At 59.8% G+C, this 17,974-nt stretch carries 18 protein-coding genes, 1 tRNA gene and 1 pseudogene; 14 read left to right on the top strand and 6 right to left on the bottom strand.

Annotated elements, in window-relative coordinates; genetic code table 11:
• The 5 genes and pseudogenes from AC1DF8_RS29915 to AC1DF8_RS29895 form a co-directional block, all read left to right on the top strand.
• Positions 1-134: pseudogene (locus AC1DF8_RS29915) on the top strand (twin-arginine translocase subunit TatC); the annotation flags it as partial.
• A 94-nt stretch (positions 135-228) separates the two neighbouring features.
• A complete protein-coding gene (gene serS / locus AC1DF8_RS29910) occupies positions 229-1,512 on the top strand; it encodes a serine--tRNA ligase (RefSeq protein ID WP_113013576.1) in 1,284 nt (427 codons plus the stop codon).
• 4 nt (positions 1,513-1,516) lie between these two features.
• Positions 1,517-2,290: a 5'/3'-nucleotidase SurE gene (gene surE / locus AC1DF8_RS29905; protein WP_113147958.1), complete on the top strand. Its 774-nt coding sequence runs from the start codon at positions 1,517-1,519 to the stop codon at positions 2,288-2,290.
• Positions 2,287-2,940: a protein-L-isoaspartate(D-aspartate) O-methyltransferase gene (locus AC1DF8_RS29900; protein ID WP_113147959.1), complete on the top strand. Its 654-nt coding sequence runs from the start codon at positions 2,287-2,289 to the stop codon at positions 2,938-2,940. Before surE ends, AC1DF8_RS29900 begins: the two co-directional genes overlap by 4 nt.
• 261 nt (positions 2,941-3,201) lie before the next feature.
• Complete coding sequence (locus AC1DF8_RS29895) at positions 3,202-4,809, top strand: peptidoglycan DD-metalloendopeptidase family protein (RefSeq protein WP_478156161.1); 1,608 nt, start codon at positions 3,202-3,204, stop codon at positions 4,807-4,809.
• Positions 4,810-4,907: 98 nt separating this feature from the next.
• Here the strand turns inward: AC1DF8_RS29895 and AC1DF8_RS29890 are convergent, their stop codons facing one another.
• Complete coding sequence (locus AC1DF8_RS29890; protein WP_478156159.1) at positions 4,908-5,780, bottom strand: ATP-binding protein; 873 nt, start codon at positions 5,778-5,780, stop codon at positions 4,908-4,910.
• Positions 5,781-5,989: 209 nt separating this feature from the next.
• Between AC1DF8_RS29890 and yajC the strand changes: the two genes are divergently transcribed.
• The 5 genes from yajC (at position 5,990) to AC1DF8_RS29865 (ending at position 10,680) form a co-directional block, all read left to right on the top strand.
• Positions 5,990-6,337: a preprotein translocase subunit YajC gene (gene yajC / locus AC1DF8_RS29885; protein ID WP_112545768.1), complete on the top strand. Its 348-nt coding sequence runs from the start codon at positions 5,990-5,992 to the stop codon at positions 6,335-6,337.
• Between the two features lie 43 nt (positions 6,338-6,380).
• Positions 6,381-8,900, top strand: coding sequence for a protein translocase subunit SecDF (secDF, locus tag AC1DF8_RS29880; protein WP_478156157.1), 2,520 nt, complete (start codon positions 6,381-6,383; stop codon positions 8,898-8,900).
• 4 nt (positions 8,901-8,904) lie between these two features.
• On the top strand, positions 8,905-9,291 hold the full coding sequence (locus AC1DF8_RS29875) for an Mth938-like domain-containing protein (RefSeq protein WP_112545766.1): 387 nt from the start codon (positions 8,905-8,907) through the stop codon (positions 9,289-9,291).
• Positions 9,288-10,142 carry a phytoene/squalene synthase family protein gene (locus AC1DF8_RS29870; RefSeq protein WP_409564370.1) on the top strand — a complete coding sequence of 285 codons (855 nt, stop codon included), beginning with the start codon at positions 9,288-9,290 and terminating at the stop codon, positions 10,140-10,142. Before AC1DF8_RS29875 ends, AC1DF8_RS29870 begins: the two co-directional genes overlap by 4 nt.
• A gap of 70 nt (positions 10,143-10,212) precedes the next feature.
• Positions 10,213-10,680: a hypothetical protein gene (locus AC1DF8_RS29865; protein WP_113013583.1), complete on the top strand. Its 468-nt coding sequence runs from the start codon at positions 10,213-10,215 to the stop codon at positions 10,678-10,680.
• Between the two features lie 11 nt (positions 10,681-10,691).
• Here the strand turns inward: AC1DF8_RS29865 and trmFO are convergent, their stop codons facing one another.
• The 5 genes from trmFO to AC1DF8_RS29840 all read right to left on the bottom strand — a co-directional run bounded on the left by trmFO (position 10,692) and on the right by AC1DF8_RS29840 (position 13,469).
• Positions 10,692-12,125: a methylenetetrahydrofolate--tRNA-(uracil(54)-C(5))-methyltransferase (FADH(2)-oxidizing) TrmFO gene (gene trmFO / locus AC1DF8_RS29860; RefSeq protein WP_478156154.1), complete on the bottom strand. Its 1,434-nt coding sequence runs from the start codon at positions 12,123-12,125 to the stop codon at positions 10,692-10,694.
• Between the two features lie 76 nt (positions 12,126-12,201).
• The gene (locus AC1DF8_RS29855) at positions 12,202-12,516 is read right to left on the bottom strand and encodes a hypothetical protein (RefSeq protein WP_478156152.1); all 315 of its coding nucleotides are present in this window, start codon (positions 12,514-12,516) and stop codon (positions 12,202-12,204) included.
• A gap of 4 nt (positions 12,517-12,520) precedes the next feature.
• Positions 12,521-12,760 carry a hypothetical protein gene (locus tag AC1DF8_RS29850; protein WP_112545761.1) on the bottom strand — a complete coding sequence of 80 codons (240 nt, stop codon included), beginning with the start codon at positions 12,758-12,760 and terminating at the stop codon, positions 12,521-12,523.
• Positions 12,761-12,884: 124 nt separating this feature from the next.
• Positions 12,885-13,028, bottom strand: a complete 144-nt coding sequence (locus tag AC1DF8_RS29845; RefSeq protein WP_112545790.1) for a DUF1127 domain-containing protein — start codon at positions 13,026-13,028, stop codon at positions 12,885-12,887.
• A gap of 294 nt (positions 13,029-13,322) precedes the next feature.
• Positions 13,323-13,469, bottom strand: coding sequence for a DUF1127 domain-containing protein (locus tag AC1DF8_RS29840; RefSeq protein ID WP_112568189.1), 147 nt, complete (start codon positions 13,467-13,469; stop codon positions 13,323-13,325).
• Between the two features lie 855 nt (positions 13,470-14,324).
• Here AC1DF8_RS29840 and AC1DF8_RS29835 point away from each other — a divergent pair.
• The 4 genes from AC1DF8_RS29835 to tig all read left to right on the top strand — a co-directional run bounded on the left by AC1DF8_RS29835 (position 14,325) and on the right by tig (position 17,950).
• Positions 14,325-15,443 (top strand): DUF2157 domain-containing protein, encoded by a 1,119-nt coding sequence (locus AC1DF8_RS29835; protein WP_478156149.1) that lies wholly within the window; start codon positions 14,325-14,327, stop codon positions 15,441-15,443.
• Complete coding sequence (locus tag AC1DF8_RS29830; RefSeq protein ID WP_478156147.1) at positions 15,440-16,030, top strand: GDYXXLXY domain-containing protein; 591 nt, start codon at positions 15,440-15,442, stop codon at positions 16,028-16,030. The genes AC1DF8_RS29835 and AC1DF8_RS29830 overlap by 4 nt, the downstream gene beginning before the upstream one ends.
• A 154-nt stretch (positions 16,031-16,184) precedes the next feature.
• Positions 16,185-16,269: transfer RNA gene (locus AC1DF8_RS29825), tRNA-Leu, on the top strand.
• A 187-nt stretch (positions 16,270-16,456) separates the two neighbouring features.
• Complete coding sequence (gene tig / locus AC1DF8_RS29820) at positions 16,457-17,950, top strand: trigger factor (RefSeq protein WP_112545758.1); 1,494 nt, start codon at positions 16,457-16,459, stop codon at positions 17,948-17,950.
• Positions 17,951-17,974: the final 24 nt, after the last annotated feature.

The raw sequence follows: 17,974 nt of genomic DNA, 5'->3' as shown, positions 1-17,974 counted from the left end.
GTCTTGCGCTACCGACGATCCTTCTCTACGAGATTTCCATTTACGCGGCACGACTCGTGGAGCGTCAGCGTTCCAAACAGGCGGTTGAAGAGGCCAGCGAATCCTCCGACGTCGCCAAGACGGACAATGTCTGAGCGCATCAGGACATTTCACTGAGTTCTGCCGTTTCCCATCCGGTCGGGGTTTCCTCCGACCGGTTCATTTATGTTGAAACGATCTGGAACGACGATGCTCGATATCAAATGGATCCGTGAGAATCCCGAGGCTCTCGATGCTGCCCTTGCCAAGCGCGGCGCGGAACCTCTGTCGCAATCTCTCGTCGCCCTTGACGAAAAGCGCCGCTCCGCCGTGCAGAAGGCGCAGGACCTGCTCTCCCGCCGCAACGCCGCCTCCAAGGAGATCGGCGCGGCCATGGCGCAGAAGAACACCGAGCTTGCCGACAAGCTGAAGGCCGAGGTCGCCGAGATCAAGGAGACCCTGCCGGCAGCCGAGGAAGAAGAGCGCGCGTTTTCCGCCGATCTCTACGACCAGCTCTCGCGCATTCCGAACGTACCGCTTGACGAAGTGCCTGTCGGCAAGGACGAGCACGACAATGTCGTCACCCGTATCGTCGGCGAAAAACCGCGCTGGAACCATACGCCGAAGGAACATTTCGAAATCGGCGAAGCCCTCGGCTATATGGATTTTGAACGTGCGACCAAGCTCTCCGGCTCGCGCTTTACGGTCCTGACCAACCAGCTCGCCAGGCTCGAACGCGCGCTCGGCCAGTTCATGATTGATCTGCACACGACCGAACACGGCTATACCGAAGTGTCTTCGCCGCTGATGGTGCGCGCTGAAGCCCTGTTCGGCACCGGCAACCTGCCGAAGTTCGAAGAGGATCTCTTCAAGACGACGGACGGCCGCTATCTGATCCCGACTGCGGAAGTGACGTTGACCAACCTGGTGCGCGAGGAAATCCTCGATCAGGAGAAACTGCCGCTGCGCTTCACGGCGCTGACGCCGTCCTTCCGTTCCGAGGCAGGCTCCGCCGGTCGCGACACGCGTGGCATGCTGCGCCAGCACCAGTTCTGGAAGTGCGAGCTGGTCTCGATCACCGATGCCGAGAGCTCGCTTGCCGAGCACGAGCGGATGACGGCCTGCGCCGAGGAGGTGCTGAAGCGCCTCGGCCTGCATTTCCGCACCATGACGCTCTGCACCGGCGACATGGGCTTCGGTTCGCGCAAGACCTACGATCTTGAAGTCTGGCTGCCGGGCCAGAATACGTTCCGCGAGATCTCGTCCTGCTCCGTCTGCGGCGATTTCCAGGCACGGCGCATGAACGCTCGCTATCGCGGCAAGGACGACAAGGCGACGAAGTTCGTTCACACGCTGAACGGCTCCGGCACCGCAGTCGGCCGCTGCCTGATCGCGGTTCTCGAAAATTATCTGAACGAGGATGGTTCGGTCACGATTCCGGACGTTTTGCTGCCCTATATGGGCGGTCTGACAAAGATCGAACGGGCGGCCTGAGCCAATGCGCATCCTGCTGACGAATGACGACGGTATCCATGCCGAAGGCTTGGGTGCGCTGGAACGGATAGCAAGGGCGCTTTCTGACGATGTCTGGATCGTTGCCCCCGAAACCGACCAGAGCGGCCTCGCGCATTCGCTCAGCCTTTCGGAGCCGCTAAGGCTCCGGAAGATTTCCGATAAGCACTATGCGTTGCGCGGCACGCCGACCGATTGCGTCATCATGGGCATCAAGCAGGTGCTGGATATCAAGCCGGACCTCGTCCTGTCGGGTGTCAATTCCGGCTCAAACGTTGCAGACGACGTAACCTATTCCGGTACCATCGCCGGCGCCATCGAAGGAACGATGCAGGGCGTGCGCTCCTTCGCCCTCAGCCAGGCATATGTTTACGATAATGGCGCGCGGGTCCTGCCCTGGGAGGTCTGCGAGGCGCACGCGCCTGCTCTCCTCGAAAAGCTGATGACCGTCGATCTGCCCGAAGGCACTTTCCTCAACCTCAACTTCCCGAACTGTCGCCCTGAAGAGGTCGAGGGCGTGGAAGTGACGGCCCAGGGCAAGCTTGCCTTCAACCTGCAGGTCGATGCGCGCACCGACGGCCGCGGCTTTCCCTATTACTGGCTGAAATTCGGCGAGCGTGCCGGCGCCTTTACCGAGGGCAGCGATATCCACGCCCTCAAGCATAATAGGATTTCGGTAACACCTTTGAAACTTGATCTGACCGATTATTCCGTGACGGACCGCGTGGCGCGGGCCCTCGGACACGGAGTAAAGGGTTGACGGCAAAACTGGCCGAGAAGGAAGGCTTTGCAGCGCTGGTCTTGAGATTGCGCGCGGAAGGCATTTCCGACATCGATCTGCTGACGGCAGTCGAGCAAACGCCGCGCTCGCTTTTCGTACCACCGCAATTTACCGAGAACGCCTATTCCAGCCGCACGATCCCGATCGAATGCGGCTCCTTTCTGGAGGGCGTCGATTTTGTGGTCCGTCTTTTGCATCATCTGAAGGTCCGCCCCGGTCAGCGTGTGCTCGAAATCGGAACAGGCAGCGGCTTCACCGCGGCGGTCATCGGTCGCGTTGCGGAGCGCGTCCTGACGGTCGATCGCTACAAGACGCTGACACTTTCGGCCCAGCGCCGAATGGAAGCCCTCAGCCTGCGCAGCGTCATCATCCGCCAGGCTGATGGCAGCGGCGGCATGCAGGGCGAGGGCACTTTCGACCGCATTCTTGTCACGGCTGCTTTCAACTCCATGCCGCGCTTCTATGCCGATCAGCTGGTCTCCGGCGGTTCGATGATTGCGCCGCTGATGATCTCTGAAAACGAATGCCGTATGGTTCGCCTGACGAAAACCGGAAGCCGCTTCGAGCGGGAAGAGCTTTTTGACGCTCCCTATCTGCCGATTGTTCCCCGCCTCGCATCCCAGCTTTAAAGCAAGACACGCAAGACGGGTGCACCGGTTTTGCAACAACGACATCTGTAAAACAAAGATCAGAAGCATGGCATGCGAACCTGAAGACTCGCGACATGCATCGGCAGACCGCAAAGCCCTGCGGGCTATGATTTTTTGCCCGCAAACTTATGGTTATCAAGATCTCAAAAATATAGCACTGATTCCAGCGCCTTAACCGCATGGTAACACTAACGCGCTTTAATAGATTCACAAATGGTTGCGTTCTAAGTGGGTCGAGTCATGCGTTTCAGTCTTTCGCCGAAGTTCGGGAAATCGGCCGGCAATCTTCTGGTCGTCACCTTGCTGGCGAGTGCAGCAACAGGCTGCAGCTCCGATGTAACACGTTTCGGCAGTCTGTTTTCCTCCTCGGGGCAGGATCAGATGACGACGAATTCGATCCCGCGCAGGGGTTTCAACGGGCCGCAGGGCGACCCGGTGCCGCGCGCCGATCTCGGTGGTTCGGCCGTGCAGCCGGCCTACGCTCAGAATGGTGCGATGAACCAGCCCTATCCGGGCCGCCCGAACTATGATCCGGTTGCCGCTTCCCCCGCACGGATGGCATCCGCACCGGTTTCCGTTCAGCGCACCGAACTCGCGCCTCCGAGCGCAGGGTCTGTTTCTCCCCGGCAGCAGGAAAGGAATGTCGCTCTCGCTCAGCCGTTCCCGTCGGCTCCGAAGCCTGATCGCATCGCCCCGGCAGGCGTGAATACTCCGAGGGATGCTACCGATACACTGACGACGGGCACGACGCCGAAAGTCTCGGGTTGGTCGGCGGCCAATGCGCCTTCCGTCACGCTGCGTCCTGGTGAAAACATCGCTGTGCTTTCACGCCGGTTTGGCGTTCCGGAAAAGGAAATTCTGCGCGTCAACAATCTGAAGACGGCTTCCGCAGCGCAGCCCGGCCAGGCGATCCTCATCCCGACCTTCAATGGCGGCAACAATCCCGCCAAGGCCGCAGCCCAGTCCGCCGATCTGTCCAAGCCCGGCAACCTGCCGCAGCCGACGAAGGGCCAGGAGCAGAAGGTCGCTGTCGTTCCGGGTGCCAACTCGGCTCGCGACAAGGCCGTCGCAAGCGCCGATCCGACAAGCAAGGCCCCGGCAGGCGGCGGCAAGAACCCGAATGGTGCTGCCGGTACCTACACGGTCAAGCAGGGCGACTCGCTTGCCAAGATCGCCAAGGCGACGGGCGCCAACATCGACGATATCAAGGCGGCCAACAATCTGTCAGCGAGTTCGATCCGCATCGGGCAGGAGCTGAAGATCCCGAATGGCACTGCCTCGGCCGACACGATCAAGACGGCCTCCATCCCGGCCCAGAAGGTGGAGCAAGTGAAGCCCGCCCAGCCGGCTGCAGCTCCGGTCCAGACGGCCTCCGCACAGCCGGCGCCTTACAAGGCTCCTGCCGCGACACAGACAGTCGATGATGTCGAGAAGAAGTCCGATGTCAGCGCTGCCGCTCCCGAAGCAACCGGCATCGGCAAGTATCGCTGGCCGGTTCGCGGACAGGTGATCGCGGCCTACGGTGCAAACGTCAACGGCAGCCGCAACGACGGTATCGATATCTCGGTTCCGCAGGGCACGGCGATCAAGGCTGCTGAAAACGGCGTGGTCATTTATGCCGGCAATGGTCTCAAGGAGCTCGGCAACACGGTTCTCGTCCGTCACGACGACGGCACCGTCACGGTTTACGGCAATGCCGATACGCTGAGCGTCACGCGCGGCCAGAAGATCCAGCGCGGCCAGACGGTTGCCGTGTCGGGCATGAGCGGCAACGTCAAGCAGCCGCAGGTGCACTTCGAAGTTCGCAAGGATGCGTCCCCGGTCAACCCGATGACATTCCTTGAGTAGAGAATACTTCCTGAGCAGGTAGAGCGTTTCAGGAATGTGCAAAAGCCCGGCCAGCAGCCGGGCTTTTGTCGTCTTTCAGCTGTGTCGCCAGGTCGTGCTCAAACGCGGTCGAGGTGGATGCGCAGGCGGCCGGCCAGATCCTGGATATACTGCCATGCGACGCGGCCGGAGCGGGCGCCTCGGGTGGTCGCCCATTCCAGCGCCTCGGCATGTATCTTCTCGCGCTCGAGGCCAAGCTTGAAGTATTCGGCATAGCCATCGATCATCGCCAGATAATCTTCCTGGCTGCATTTGTGGAAGCCGAGCCATAGGCCGAAGCGATCGGAGAGTGAAACTTTCTCCTCCACGGCTTCGGATGGGTTGATGGCTGTCGACTGCTCGTTCTCCATCATGTGGCGCGGCAAGAGATGGCGGCGGTTGGAGGTCGCATAGAAGAGCACATTGTCCGGACGCCCTTCCACGCCGCCGTCAAGCGCCGCCTTGAGCGACTTATAGGCGGTATCGTCGTGATCGAAGGAAAGATCGTCACAGAATACGATGACACGGTGCGGCGTATCCTTGAGGAGGTCAAGAAGCGTTGGGAGGCTGGCAATATCTTCGCGATGCACCTCGACGAGCTTCAGCGATACACCGCTTTCGAGCCGTACATCTTCGTGCACGGCCTTGACCAGCGAGGACTTGCCCATGCCGCGGGCGCCCCAGAGCAGCACGTTGTTGGCTGCGTAGCCCTCGGCAAAGCGCACCGTGTTTTCGTGCAGGATATCGCGCACGTGATCGACGCCGCGGATGAGCTTCAACGCTACGCGATTGGGACGCTTGACAGGCTGCAGATATTGGCGGGCAGGAGACCAGACGAAACAGTCGGCGGCGGTCCAATCATTGGCGGCAGGTGGGGCGCCGGCCAGCCGTTCGACTGCATCTGCAAGCCTCTTCAGCTCCTGAAGCAGAACGCTATTGATTTCCTCGGCCATCGGGTGCCTCCTTCATAGATTGCAGCGATCATCCGCTTTCGTTTTTTTGATGCCGGGTAGCATGGCCTTTCCACAGCGGAAAGGTTATGAGGCAGCGGAATCGGTACGCTTTCCGGCTGTTTTTGTTGCATTCATCAAGGCTGCAACTATAGTCCGGCGACCTGAAAAGAGAGGCGGGGTTCCGCCGCCCACAGCCTGAGGAGCTTAGCATGTTTATCACCCCGGCATTTGCCCAGAGCGCAACCGACGCTACGAGCGCTTTCGGCGGCTCAGGCCTCGAAATGATCATCCTGTTCGTGCCGCTGATGGTAGTCTGGTATTTCCTGCTCATCCGCCCGCAGCGGGCGCAGGCCAAGAAGCGTGAGGAAACCCTGAAGGCGATCCGTCGCGGCGACCAGATCGTCACCGGCGGCGGCCTCGTTGGCAAGGTCACGAAGGTCGTCGACGAGAAGGAAGTCGAAGTTGAAATCGCCGAAGGCGTGCGCGTGCGCATCGTCCGCACCGGTATTTCCGAAATCCGCGTCAAGGGCGAGCCGGTCAAGGCCGACGCTGCATAACATGCGATAGCAACACCCGCCGGATCGGAAGATAGTCGAGAGAATGCACCATTTTTCCCGCTTGAAAACACTTCTGATCTGGCTGGTCGCGATTGCGGCTGTTGTCGTCGCAGCGCCTAATCTTTTAAGCCAGGCGCAGCTCTCCTCCCTGCCCAACTGGGTTCGTCAGGACCGCGTCACCCTTGGTGTCGATCTGCAGGGCGGTTCCCGCATCGTACTGCGCCTCGAACGCTCCGACATTGTCCGGGATCGGCTGGAGGCCACGGTTGCCAGCGTTCGCGACAAGCTGCGCGGCGCCAACATCCGCTATACGGGGCTCGCCGGTACCGCGCAGACGGTGACGGTCAAGATCACCGATATGGCCCAGCTGCAGCCCGCAGCCGATCTTCTGAAATCGCTGACATCGGTCGACGTCTCGCTGCAGCAGAGCAATGATGGTCAGTTGACGCTGCAGATCTCCGACAAGGCGATCGATGCTGACACGCTCGCTGCGCAGACCCGCTCGCTCGATATCGTCGCCCGCCGGATCGCCGGTTTCGGCAAAGAGAATTTCACCGTTCGTCCTGATGGTGACGATCGCATCGCCGTGCAGGTGCTGGGCTCCGTCGATGCCGAGCGGCTGAAGAACCTGCTGAACGAACCTGCAGCGCTCTCGTTTCACCTCATCGATGAGAGCATGACCGGCCAGCAGGCGCTTGCCGGCCGTTGGCCCGCGACGTCGCAGGTGCTGTATTCTCTGGATGACCCGCCGGTTCCCTATCTCGTCGATCGCACGGTAATCGCGACAGGTGCCGATTTTGCCGAAGTCGATAGCAAGACCGATCCGCAGACCCAGGACAGCGCGATTGTCTACAGGCTGAATGCCGAGGCGGCAAAACGTCTGGCTCAGGCAACGACGGCCAATGTCGGAAAACATCTTGCCATCGTCTTTGACGATCAGGTCATGGCAAACCCGGTCATCGAAGCACCGATTTCAGATGGAAACGGCGAGATATCAGCCAATTTCTCGGAGGAGGGCGTTCAGGATCTTGTCGTCATGCTACGGGCCGGTGCGCTGCCGGCGACGCTGACGTCAGTGGAAGAGCGCACCGTCAGTCCGCTCTTTGGTTCTGAATCTGTTTTCTCCGGCCTGATCGCCGGTATCGTCGCCGTCGTGCTTGTCGCAGCGCTGATGATAGCGCTCTATCGCATGCTCGGCATCATCGCAGTCGTGTCGCTTGCCTTCAATCTGGTGCTGATCGTCGCGGTGCTGAGTGTTGCCGGCGCGATACTGACGCTTCCGGGCATTGCCGGCCTCGTCCTGATCGTCGGCATGGCAGTCGATTCCAATGTTCTGATCTATGAGCGCATTCGCGAAGAGGAGAGGGTACCGCATACGGCTTTCGCACAGGCGGTCGAGCGCGGCTTCTCGCGCGCCTTTTCAACCATCGTCGATGCCAATGTCACGATCTTCATCGCCGCCGTCATTCTGTTTTTCGTCGGCAGTGAATCCATCCGCGGCTTTGCTGTGACGCTCGCCGTCGGCATTCTCACAACCATCCTGACCGCCTTCACGCTGACGCGCGGCTTGGTGGCCGCCTGGCTTGCAAGGCTCAATCCGCGCCATCTGCCGAAGACTGCGCTGACCGGGCTGTTCGAGCACGCCAATATCCGTTTCATGGGCATTCGCCGCTATGTCTTCACGGCATCTGCAGCACTCTGCATCGCCGCAATGCTCGCCTTCGCAACGGTCGGCCTGCAGCTCGGTATCGACTTCACCGGCGGTTCGCTGATCGAAGTCAAGGCAAAGCAGGGCAATGCGGATATTGCCGATCTGAGCGCCCGTCTGAACGAACTGAACCTCGGACCGGTGCGCGTCGAGCGCATCGGCGATGCCACCAACGCCCTCATCCGTGTCGGCTCGCAGGATGGCGGCGAGAATGCCGAGCAGTCAGTCGCAACGTTCATTCGCGGCGAACTGGCCGAGGACTACGATTTCCGCCGTGTCGAGGTCGTCGGCCCCTCTGTCTCTGGTGAATTGACGATGCTGGCAACGGTCGGCATCCTTGCTTCGCTATTCGCAATCCTAATCTATATCTGGATCCGCTTCGAATGGCAGTTTGCGGTCGGCGCAATCGTTGCGACGCTGCACGATGTCATCATCATGCTCGGTCTCTTCGTGCTCAGTGGGATGGAATTTAATCTGACGAGTGTCGCAGCGCTTCTGACCGTCGTCGGCTATTCGCTGAACGACACCGTTGTCGTGTACGACCGCATGCGCGAAAATCTGAAGCGCTACAGGAAGATGCCGCTGCCGATCCTGATCGATGCGGCAATCAACCAGACGCTGTCGCGCACCATCCTGACGGCCGCCACAACCCTGCTTGCGCTGCTTGCGCTCTATGTTTTCGGCGGCGCCGTCATTCGCTCCTTCACATTCACCATGCTCTTCGGCGTTGCGCTTGGAACATTCTCCTCCATCTATATAGCGGCGCCAGTTCTCATCATCTTCCGGCTGCGCCGGGAGAGCGATGGCGAGGACGAGGGCGATATCAGCATGAAATCCGGCAAGCCGGCGGTATAGGCATATGGCAAAAGGCATTGAAATCCGCGACGCCCATTTCCCGGGCCGCGCTCCCATCGACACCTATGGCAATGGTGGCTTCCGTTTTGCGGATATGTCGCATCGCGGCTCCATCCTTTGCCTGCCCTCGGGCATTCACGGCTGGGACATGGATATGACGAAGCCTCTGTCGGTCGAGAATTTCCGCCAGGTGCTCGATGAGGCGGCCGATATCGAGGTGCTGCTGGTCGGCACCGGTACGGAGCTTCGCCGCCTGCCTGCAGAGTTGCGTGCCGCCCTCAAGGCGCGCGGTATCTCTTCCGACCCGATGAGCACCGGTGCAGCCGTGCGAACCTTCAATATTATGCTCTCCGAGCAGCGTGCCGTCGCCGCCGCCCTGATCGCAGTCTGAACATGAGCGATACAAGGACGAACCAGGATATCAGCCTGGCGATGCTGCGCGACACCGATCGCGACCGTTACCTCGCCTGCCTGCTGTCGCCTGATGACAAGCGCGGTGCGCTCGCCGCCCTCTATGCCTTCAATGCCGAACTCGCCCGCATCCGCGACCTCGTGCACGAACCGCTGCCCGGCGAAATCCGCATGCAATATTGGCGCGATCTCCTGGAAGGCAATGCACACGGTTCGACCGAGGCCAATCCGCTCGCGGCAGCCCTTCTTTCGGCCGTCGAGGCGCACCGGCTGCCACGCCAGACGCTCGTCAACATGATAGAGGCCCGGATTTTCGATCTCTACGACGACCCGATGGAAAGCCGTACTTCGCTGGAGGGCTATGCGGGTGAAACGGCCTCGGCGCTCATCCAGCTTGCAGGCCTCATCCTTTCCCCTGACGAGGCGATGAAATCCGCCGATGCCGCCGGTCATGCCGGTGTGGCGCAGGCTATTTCAGGCATGCTGCTCCTGATGCCGCTCCATCAACGCCGCGGCCAGGTCTATATCCCGCTTGAAATCCTGTCCGCGACAGGTCTCGACCGGGAGACTTTTTTGGCTGGTGAGGACAAGCCGCGCATCTCTGCGGCCATCGAAGCTTTTGCCGGGCTTGGTCGCGATCACCTTGCGAAGGCGAGGGCGTCCGTCCTGCCGCCATCGGTCCTGCCCGCCTTCCTGCCTGCTGTGCTTGCGGAACCTGTACTGGTGAAGGCGCAGAAGCGCGGTGCCGCCGTTCTGGAGGCCTCGCTTCAGGAGCCCCAATGGCGGCGTCAGATGCGCATGGCATTTGCTGGCATGCGCAAGAAAATCTGACAACGGTCAAACTCGCGCAAGTCTCGTGCGTTATCTCGGGCATAACCCCCATTCTAAACGGAGAATCCGCGTGGGCATTATCGTCTGGTGCGTTCTTTTCGCCATCGTCATCTTCTTCGCCTTCGTGGCGACTCGCATGGCTGCTCAGAACAAGGAAGATGGCCTGCACGATACGGGCCTTGCCATCATCGAATTCGGCCGGGCTTTCCCCAACGAAGCAATCCGCCAGCTCCAGGCGACCGTTGACGGTCAGGCCGTCTTCGTACGCCTGCATGACAACAAGGCTGGTTTCATGCGCAACATGTCGCGCCATTTCGCTTGCCATTTGATCGAGCCGGGAACGGTGCGCGTCCTTGCTTCCGAAACGGGCAGGGGTCTGAGCATCGAATTTGTCAATGCACCCTCTCACAACGGCACCTACGAGTTCACCTCGGCCAAGGAGGCGTCGGAGGTCTCGTTATGGCTGCTCGGCAACTATGTTGCCGAGCCGGATAAGGAATTGTCCGCGCCGAATACCTCAGCGGCAAACGGGCATTAACCGCAGTAATTTCAGGCGCTTTCGGCGAGCTTGATGTCCTGACTCAGCCAGGCGGCGCAATCTGCAAGCGCCCGCTTGGCAATCAACTGTCGCTTCATGATCGTCTTGTCCTTGCCGCGGAAGCGCTTGACGCCTTCTGGCTTGACGATCGAGCCCGGCTGCAATTCCGGAAAAAGACCGAAATTGATGTTCATCGGCTGGAACGAGCGTTTGCCCGGCTCCTCGTCGGTGACGAGATGGCCGCCGGTGATGTGCCCGAGCAGCGAGCCAAGCGCCGTTGTCGCTGGCGGAAGGGAAACTGGCTCGCCCTTGCGTTCTGCCGCGGCAAAGCGGCCTGCCAGCAGACCGACGCTTGCGCTTTCCACATAGCCTTCGCAGCCGGTGATCTGACCGGCAAACCGCAGGCCCGGGCGCGATTTCAGCATCAGTGATGGATCGAGCAAAGTCGGCGAGTTGATGTAGGTGTTGCGATGCAGGCCGCCGAGCCGCGCGAATTCGGCATTCTCGAGGCCCGGGATCAGCCGGAAGATCTCTGCCTGGGCACCATATTTCAGCTTCGTTTGGAACCCGACCATATTGTAGAGCGTGCCGAGCGCATTGTCCTGGCGCAGCTGCACCACGGCATAGGCTTTCACCGTCGGATTGTGCTCATTGGTAAGGCCCATCGGCTTCATCGGTCCATGGCGCAGCGTCTCGCGTCCGCGCTCGGCCATCACCTCGATCGGCAGGCAGCCGTCGAAATAGGGCGTGCCCTCCCACTCCTTGAAACCGACCGCATCGCCGGCAATCAACGCGTCGACGAATGCATTGTATTGCTCCTCGGTCATCGGGCAGTTGATATAGTCCTTGCCGGTGCCGCCGGGGCCGACCTTGTCGTAACGCGACTGATACCAGCAGATATCCATGTCGATGCTGTCACGGTAGACGATCGGTGCGATGGCATCGAAGAACGCAAGGGAATCTTCGCCCGTTTCCGCCTGGATGGCGCCTGCAAGCGATGCCGCCGTCAGTGGACCGGTAGCGATGATCGTCTGATCCCATTCCTTCGGCGGCAGGCCCGAAACCTCTTCACGCACGACCGTGATCAGTGGATGCTCGTGGATTGCCTTGGTCACGGCATCAGAGAAGCCATCACGATCGACAGCCAGTGCGCCGCCTGCCGGCACCTGATGTTTGTCAGCCGACGCCATGATCAGCGAACCGGCCATCCGCATTTCCGCATGGATGACGCCGACGGCATTGCTGGTAGCATCATCCGAGCGGAAGGAGTTGGAACAGACGAGTTCCGCAAGTCCATCGGTCTTGTGCGCATCCGTGCCGCGCACGCCGCGCATTTCGTGCAGGATCACCGGAACGCCCGCATGGGCGATCTGCCACGCGGCCTCAGAGCCGGCCAGTCCGCCGCCAATGACATGAATGGGGGAATAAGAGGAATTATTGGTCATTGGCGGCTGATATCACGCCGGGACATGCGATCCAACAATAGAATCGAAAACGGTGCCCGGCGCCGCCGCAAGCTGGTCAGTCCTGCTCTCGCGTTCCGGGCGACGCTTCGCGCTGGTCGGCATCTTCGAGATCGGCAGCGACGACGTAGGCATCGCCATGTTCCCGCACCGCTTCGCGTTGTGCAGCAAGGTTGGGGAGATCATCGGGGGCCATTTCTTTCGTGTGCTCGCCGAAAGTGTCTATTTCAGCCTTCGGTGTTCCGCCATCCCTCCGCCGGGCATCCATCGCCCGGGCAGTCTCGTCGGCAATTTCACGCCGGCGAGCGTCAGCTGCCGGGCTGTCTTCTGCCCGCGCATCATCAGTTGCTTTTTCGAGAATGGTTCTGGTCAAGGTATCACCTCCAGAAACGGCTGGTCTCGACGGATTGGCGGCCGAGCAGATAGCCGATGCTGAAAGCCAGCACGCCGATACCGACAACGACCGAGCTGGCAGTGTGTGGATGATCGGCCGCGCCCGTCGCGACGGCCTGTACTTCCCGCTTGACCGCGGAGGCGGTGTTCGACGCGGCCTTTCGGATGCCTTCGGGTTTGTTCGCGGGCTGGCCGGTAAAGCCTGCATTGAGCTGATTTGCCATGTTGGTCTCCTTTCGTGAAGGAGAACTGACGGAAGGCGCTAGGGTTCCGACAAAGAAGGAGCAAGGCCCAAAAACGAAAACGGCGCCTGATGGCGCCGTCTTGGGTAATGGTTCGTTCGCTTTCTTAGCGGAACGAGCGGGATGCGATGCCGCGGATGTCGTAACGGCTCACGCCGATATCGGCGAGCGTCTGGTTGGACAGGTTGCCAAGTTCGTTGAGCGTACGGCGGTAGCTAATCCAGCTCTTTGCAATGCGGATCGGGTTCATGGTTTTTTCCTCGGATGTCCTGTGCAGGCGGCGGGTATCGCCGTTGCTGCGGTTGACATCTATATAGTCGAGGTCCCGTTTTTTGTGCAGTGCAAATAAAAGGCGTCTGCTATGCAAATGTGCAGTCTGATGCTCGCAAATTATGCAGCGCGCGATTTTTGAGCGCGCCAGAAATTAACACTTTCGCAACCTTTGCGGCAGCGCGTGTAATGCGCAAAAAGAAAACGCCCGCTGCGGGAGCAGCAGGCGTTTTGGGAAGGCAATCTGCTTGGGAGGAGCAGCGATTACCTGTACTTAGCGGGCGGCAGCTTCGCGAGCAACGCGATGGATGTCCGAACGGTCGATACCGAGGTCATGCAATTCGCGGTTGGTCATGCGGCCGAGTTCAGTAACGGTCTGACGATACTTGCGCCAGTTATTGAAAGAGCGAGAGAAGTTCATGTTAATCCCCTTTCCTAGGGCTTGATCCTGCCAGCAGCCATCTCTTCGGCGCTGACCTCTATTTGATGACCGGAATATATGTTGCGCCGCGAAGAACTAACAGAGACAACATTTCAATCCACCTATGCATGATTCGCAGAGCTCTGGCTCTGATTTACAAGCTTTGGCCATTTTCTGGTCAATGAATAGGCAGAATGATTTTTCGCTGATCACCCGGCTTTTGCGAATTGATATTTGGTCCGCGTGCCTGCTTGCGGGAAGTCTTTTCTCCCGGGAGCGCCGTCCTGAAAATCCGTGACACCAGATCGCTGCGTATCGGCGTCGATGTTGCCCGCCCCGCTTGCCAACCGTGCTTAACGAATGCTTGACGATGATTCTCGTGAAAGCCCGAGAAGTCAGGATGCTAATCGTTTAACCATATGTTAAACAAAACGCCCACCGGGGGAGGATCCGGTGGGCGTCATGATGGTGACTGGCAACTGGGAGGAGGAGTGTTGCCAGTCTATCGCAGGGCGCTGGGAGGAGGAGTGCGCGTCTGCGAATCTCGTCACGGACATATGGTCCGCAGGCATCCGGAAATCCGGGCCGGGGCGCCATCCCCGTGCTTCGATATCAAGTTAAATAGTATGACTTTTGATGATTTTGCAGTGCAATATATTCATGAGGGCTATGCGGTTCATGCATGCCTCTTTGTAATGGTCGTATATTAGCAATGGTGCGGTTAGTGTTTCGTTAATGCCTGATCCAATTTAGACCAGTGAGGAACTTGTACTTTTGAAATACCGGCATTTCCGTGCGGCGATCCTGCGCTATAAATGCAGAAGCCAAAATTGGCGGGTCGATGCGGGGTAGGGCATGTATCGCGGCAGGTTGGAGCGGGATTTCGCTCTCTGGGTGGAGAAGGGGCTTCTTGAGGAAGGTACGGCCAGGACGCTACTGGCCGAATACGACGCGCGTCCGGCAAGTTTCAGCCTCGGCCGCGTGCTGATGGGATTGGCGGCCCTATTGCTCGGAGCTGCCCTTTTGCTTCTTGTCGCTTCGAACTGGGAGTACATCCCGCGCCTCGTTCGTGTCGGCCTGATGTTGGCGCTCATCTGGGCGGTGCACATCGGCGCTGCACTCCTTCTTATGCGCGGGGCGCAGGCGACGGCGAGCGGTCTGCTCATTATCGGTGCGCTGAGCTTCGGCGGCGCCATTTCGCTCACCGGCCAGATGTATCATCTCTCCGGCGACGAACAGGTGGTCATGTATCTCTGGTTCGCCGTTGCGACCGTTTCAGCCATCCTTTTCCGCTCGGCGGCCGTGACCGTAGTCGCAGGCTTTCTCTCCTGGGCCTCCTTTGCCGTCTACCTCGAAAATTTCGACACGCGCTGGTTCGGCTTCGGCCCTTATGCGCCGCTTGTCATGGCGGCTGTCATCATCGGGCTCGTGCGCTTCACAGGCGCTGCCCGGGCGCGCCATCTCGCCTATCTGCTGGTGGTCGGCTGGCTCGCATGGCTTTATGTGATGACCGAGGAAATATCCGTGGCGATCGCCTTCGCCGTTCTCGGCATGCTGGCCTTCTTGCTGACTGCCTTGCCCGTCCGCCCGATTTCCTCGCTCGTCAGAACCGCGGGTGCGGCTCCGGCCTTCTATAGTTTCCTCGTCGCCCTCATGGGATTGTTCCTGCTCCATATCGAAATGGATGAAGGCGGACGTATGGTGGTGATTGGCCTGCTGACGCTGGCTGCCGCCATTGTGGCGCTCGTGTTCCATGGCCGGGATAATGGAGCGGTGCGCTATCTGGCCTATGGCGCTTTCGCCGCCGAGATGCTGTACCTCGCCTCGGTAACGGTTGGCACGATCTTGGGCACGTCGAGCCTCTTCCTTTTCTCGGGCCTGGTGGTCGCTGCCGTGGCCTGGGTCGTCATCCGTCTGGAAAGGCGTTTCGCGTCTGGGCCAGGATCCGCCGCGGCAGGGGAGGAACGCGCATGAGCTTCGCCTTCGCAAGACTGCAAACCGGCCGCTTCTATCTTGTTGCCGCAATCCTCGTCGCCGGCCTGCAGACGCTGATCCTCGGCTACATTATCCAGAGCCGTGCCTCTATCCTCGCAAGCGGAGCCGAAGTCTTGCTGAAGACGGCTCCGGTTGATCCCCGCGATTTCCTGCGCGGCGACTATGTCGTACTGAACTACGACATATCGTCGGTCCCTGTCTCGACAGTCACCGGCGGCATTCCGGCGGAAGCCGGCGAGCAAACCCTGTGGGTGCGCCTCAAACGCCAGCCCGATGGATTCTGGGGCATTGTCGAATCGTCATTCGCCGAACTGCCGGCGGCATCGGATACAGTCGTCCTGCGCAGCCTGCCTTTCTATAGCTATGGTCCCGGTAGCGGCGAAACCATCCGCGTCGAATACGGGATAGAGCGCTATTACGTGCCGGAAGGCGAAGGCAAGCCGCTGGAGGAGGCCCGCAACGAGGGCGTCGTTTCGATCGCCGCCAGCGTTTCCTCCTCCGGTGCAGCGCAGATCCGTAGCCTCGTCGTGGACGGCAAGCCGGCCTATGAAGAGCCTCTCTATTGAGAGCCGGCATGGCTGGCGGGAACGATGCGATTTTGGCCGAAAATCCCTGTCATTTGCCGTTCATTTTTCCTTTGCCTGTTCTAAATCGGGTGTTATAGAGACGCCGCGCTCCGGAAGGCCTCATGCGCAGGCATATGCATGCGGTTTTGCGAACGCGGGTATGGTGAAATTGGTAGACACGCCAGATTTAGGTTCTGGTGCCGCAAGGCGTGGGAGTTCAAGTCTCTCTACCCGCACCAAGCTGCCTTGCAGGGCGGGAGGACTGGAACTCGGTTGTCCCGGATACCCGGAAAGCGAGTGCAGTTCCGCTTAAGGCGGAACGAACAGGAATTGAGAAAAAGCCACGCGCGGCAGTTGGCCGGCGTCGTGCTCACCGAAACGAACGGCGTCTGGGCACGGCCGCCACGGAAATGAAGGTAGGAAGACATGCAGGTTACCGAAACGCTCGCTGAAGGGCTGAAGCGCGAAATCAAGGTCGTTATCCCGGCCAAGGACATGGAAAACAAGCTGAACGAGCGCCTTGCCGACGTGAAGGACAAGGTTCGCATCAACGGCTTCCGTCCGGGCAAGGTTCCGGCCGCTCACCTCAAGAAGGTTTATGGCAAGTCCATCATGGTCGACCTCGTCAACGAGATCGTCCGCGACCAGCCGACGCAGATCCTGTCGAGCCGTGGTGAAAAGTCGGCGACCCAGCCGGAAATCGATATGACGGAAGACCAGGCCGAGGTCGAAAAGATCCTCGCTGCCCAGCAGGATTTTGAGTTCACGCTCTCCTACGAAGTTCTCCCGCCGATCGAACTGAAGTCCAACAAGGGCATCAAGGTCACGCGCGAAGTCGTTGACATCTCCGACGACGAAGTCAACGAGCAGGTTCTCAAGGTCGCTGAAAGCGCCCGCGACTATGCCGAAAAGAAGGGCAAGGCCGCCAACGGCGACCGCGTCAAGATGGACTATGTCGGCAAGGTCGACGGCGTTGCCTTCGACGGCGGCACCGATCAGGACGCTGAACTGGTTCTCGGTTCCGGCCGTTTCATCCCGGGCTTCGAAGACCAGCTCGTCGGCGCCAAGGCTGGCGATGAGAAGACCATCAACGTAACCTTCCCGGCCGACTATCCTGCCAAGAACCTCGCTGGCGCGGAAGCCACCTTCGACGTCACCGTCAAGGAAGTTGCTGCTCCGGCCGACGTTGAAATCAACGACGAACTTGCCAAGAAGCTCGGTCTCGAATCGGCTGACCGTCTCAAGGAAATCGTCCGCGGCCAGATCGAATCCCAGTACGGTTCGCTGACACGCCAGAAGCTGAAGCGCCAGATCCTCGACCAGCTTGACGAACTCTACAAGTTCGAAACTCCGTCCAAGCTCGTCGAAGCCGAATATAACGGCATCTGGAACCAGGTCAGCAATGACCTCGCCCAGTCCGGCAAGACCTTCGAAGACGAAGACACGACCGAAGAGAAGGCTCGCGAAGAGTACCAGAAGCTCGCTGAGCGCCGCGTTCGCCTCGGTCTTGTTCTCTCCGAAATCGGCGAAAAGGCCGGCGTCGAAGTCAGCGAAGACGAAATGCAGCGCGCGGTCTACGAACAGCTGCGCCAGTATCCGGGCCAGGAAAAGCAGATCCTTGAGTTCTTCCGCAGCCAGCCGGGTGCCGCCGCCTCGATCCGCGCTCCGATCTTCGAAGAAAAGGTCATCGACCACCTGCTGACCGAAATCGACGTCACCGACAAGAAGGTGACCAAGGAAGAACTGCTCGCCGACGAAGAAGGCGAAGCTTCTGAAAAGGCTGACACCAAGAAGGCTGCGCCGAAGAAGAAGGCTGCCGCCAAGACGGAAGCTTCTGCAGACGCTGCTGAAGGCGAAGAAGCTGCTCCGAAGAAGAAGGCTGCTCCGAAGAAGAAGGCTTCCGAAGATAGCGCCGAGTAATCGGTTTTTCCGGACTGAAATTCG

Source organism: Rhizobium sp. 05N49, assembly GCF_056396805.1.
The sequence above is the reverse complement of the archived record's forward strand: the minus strand, read 5'-3'. Positions and strand labels throughout refer to the sequence as shown.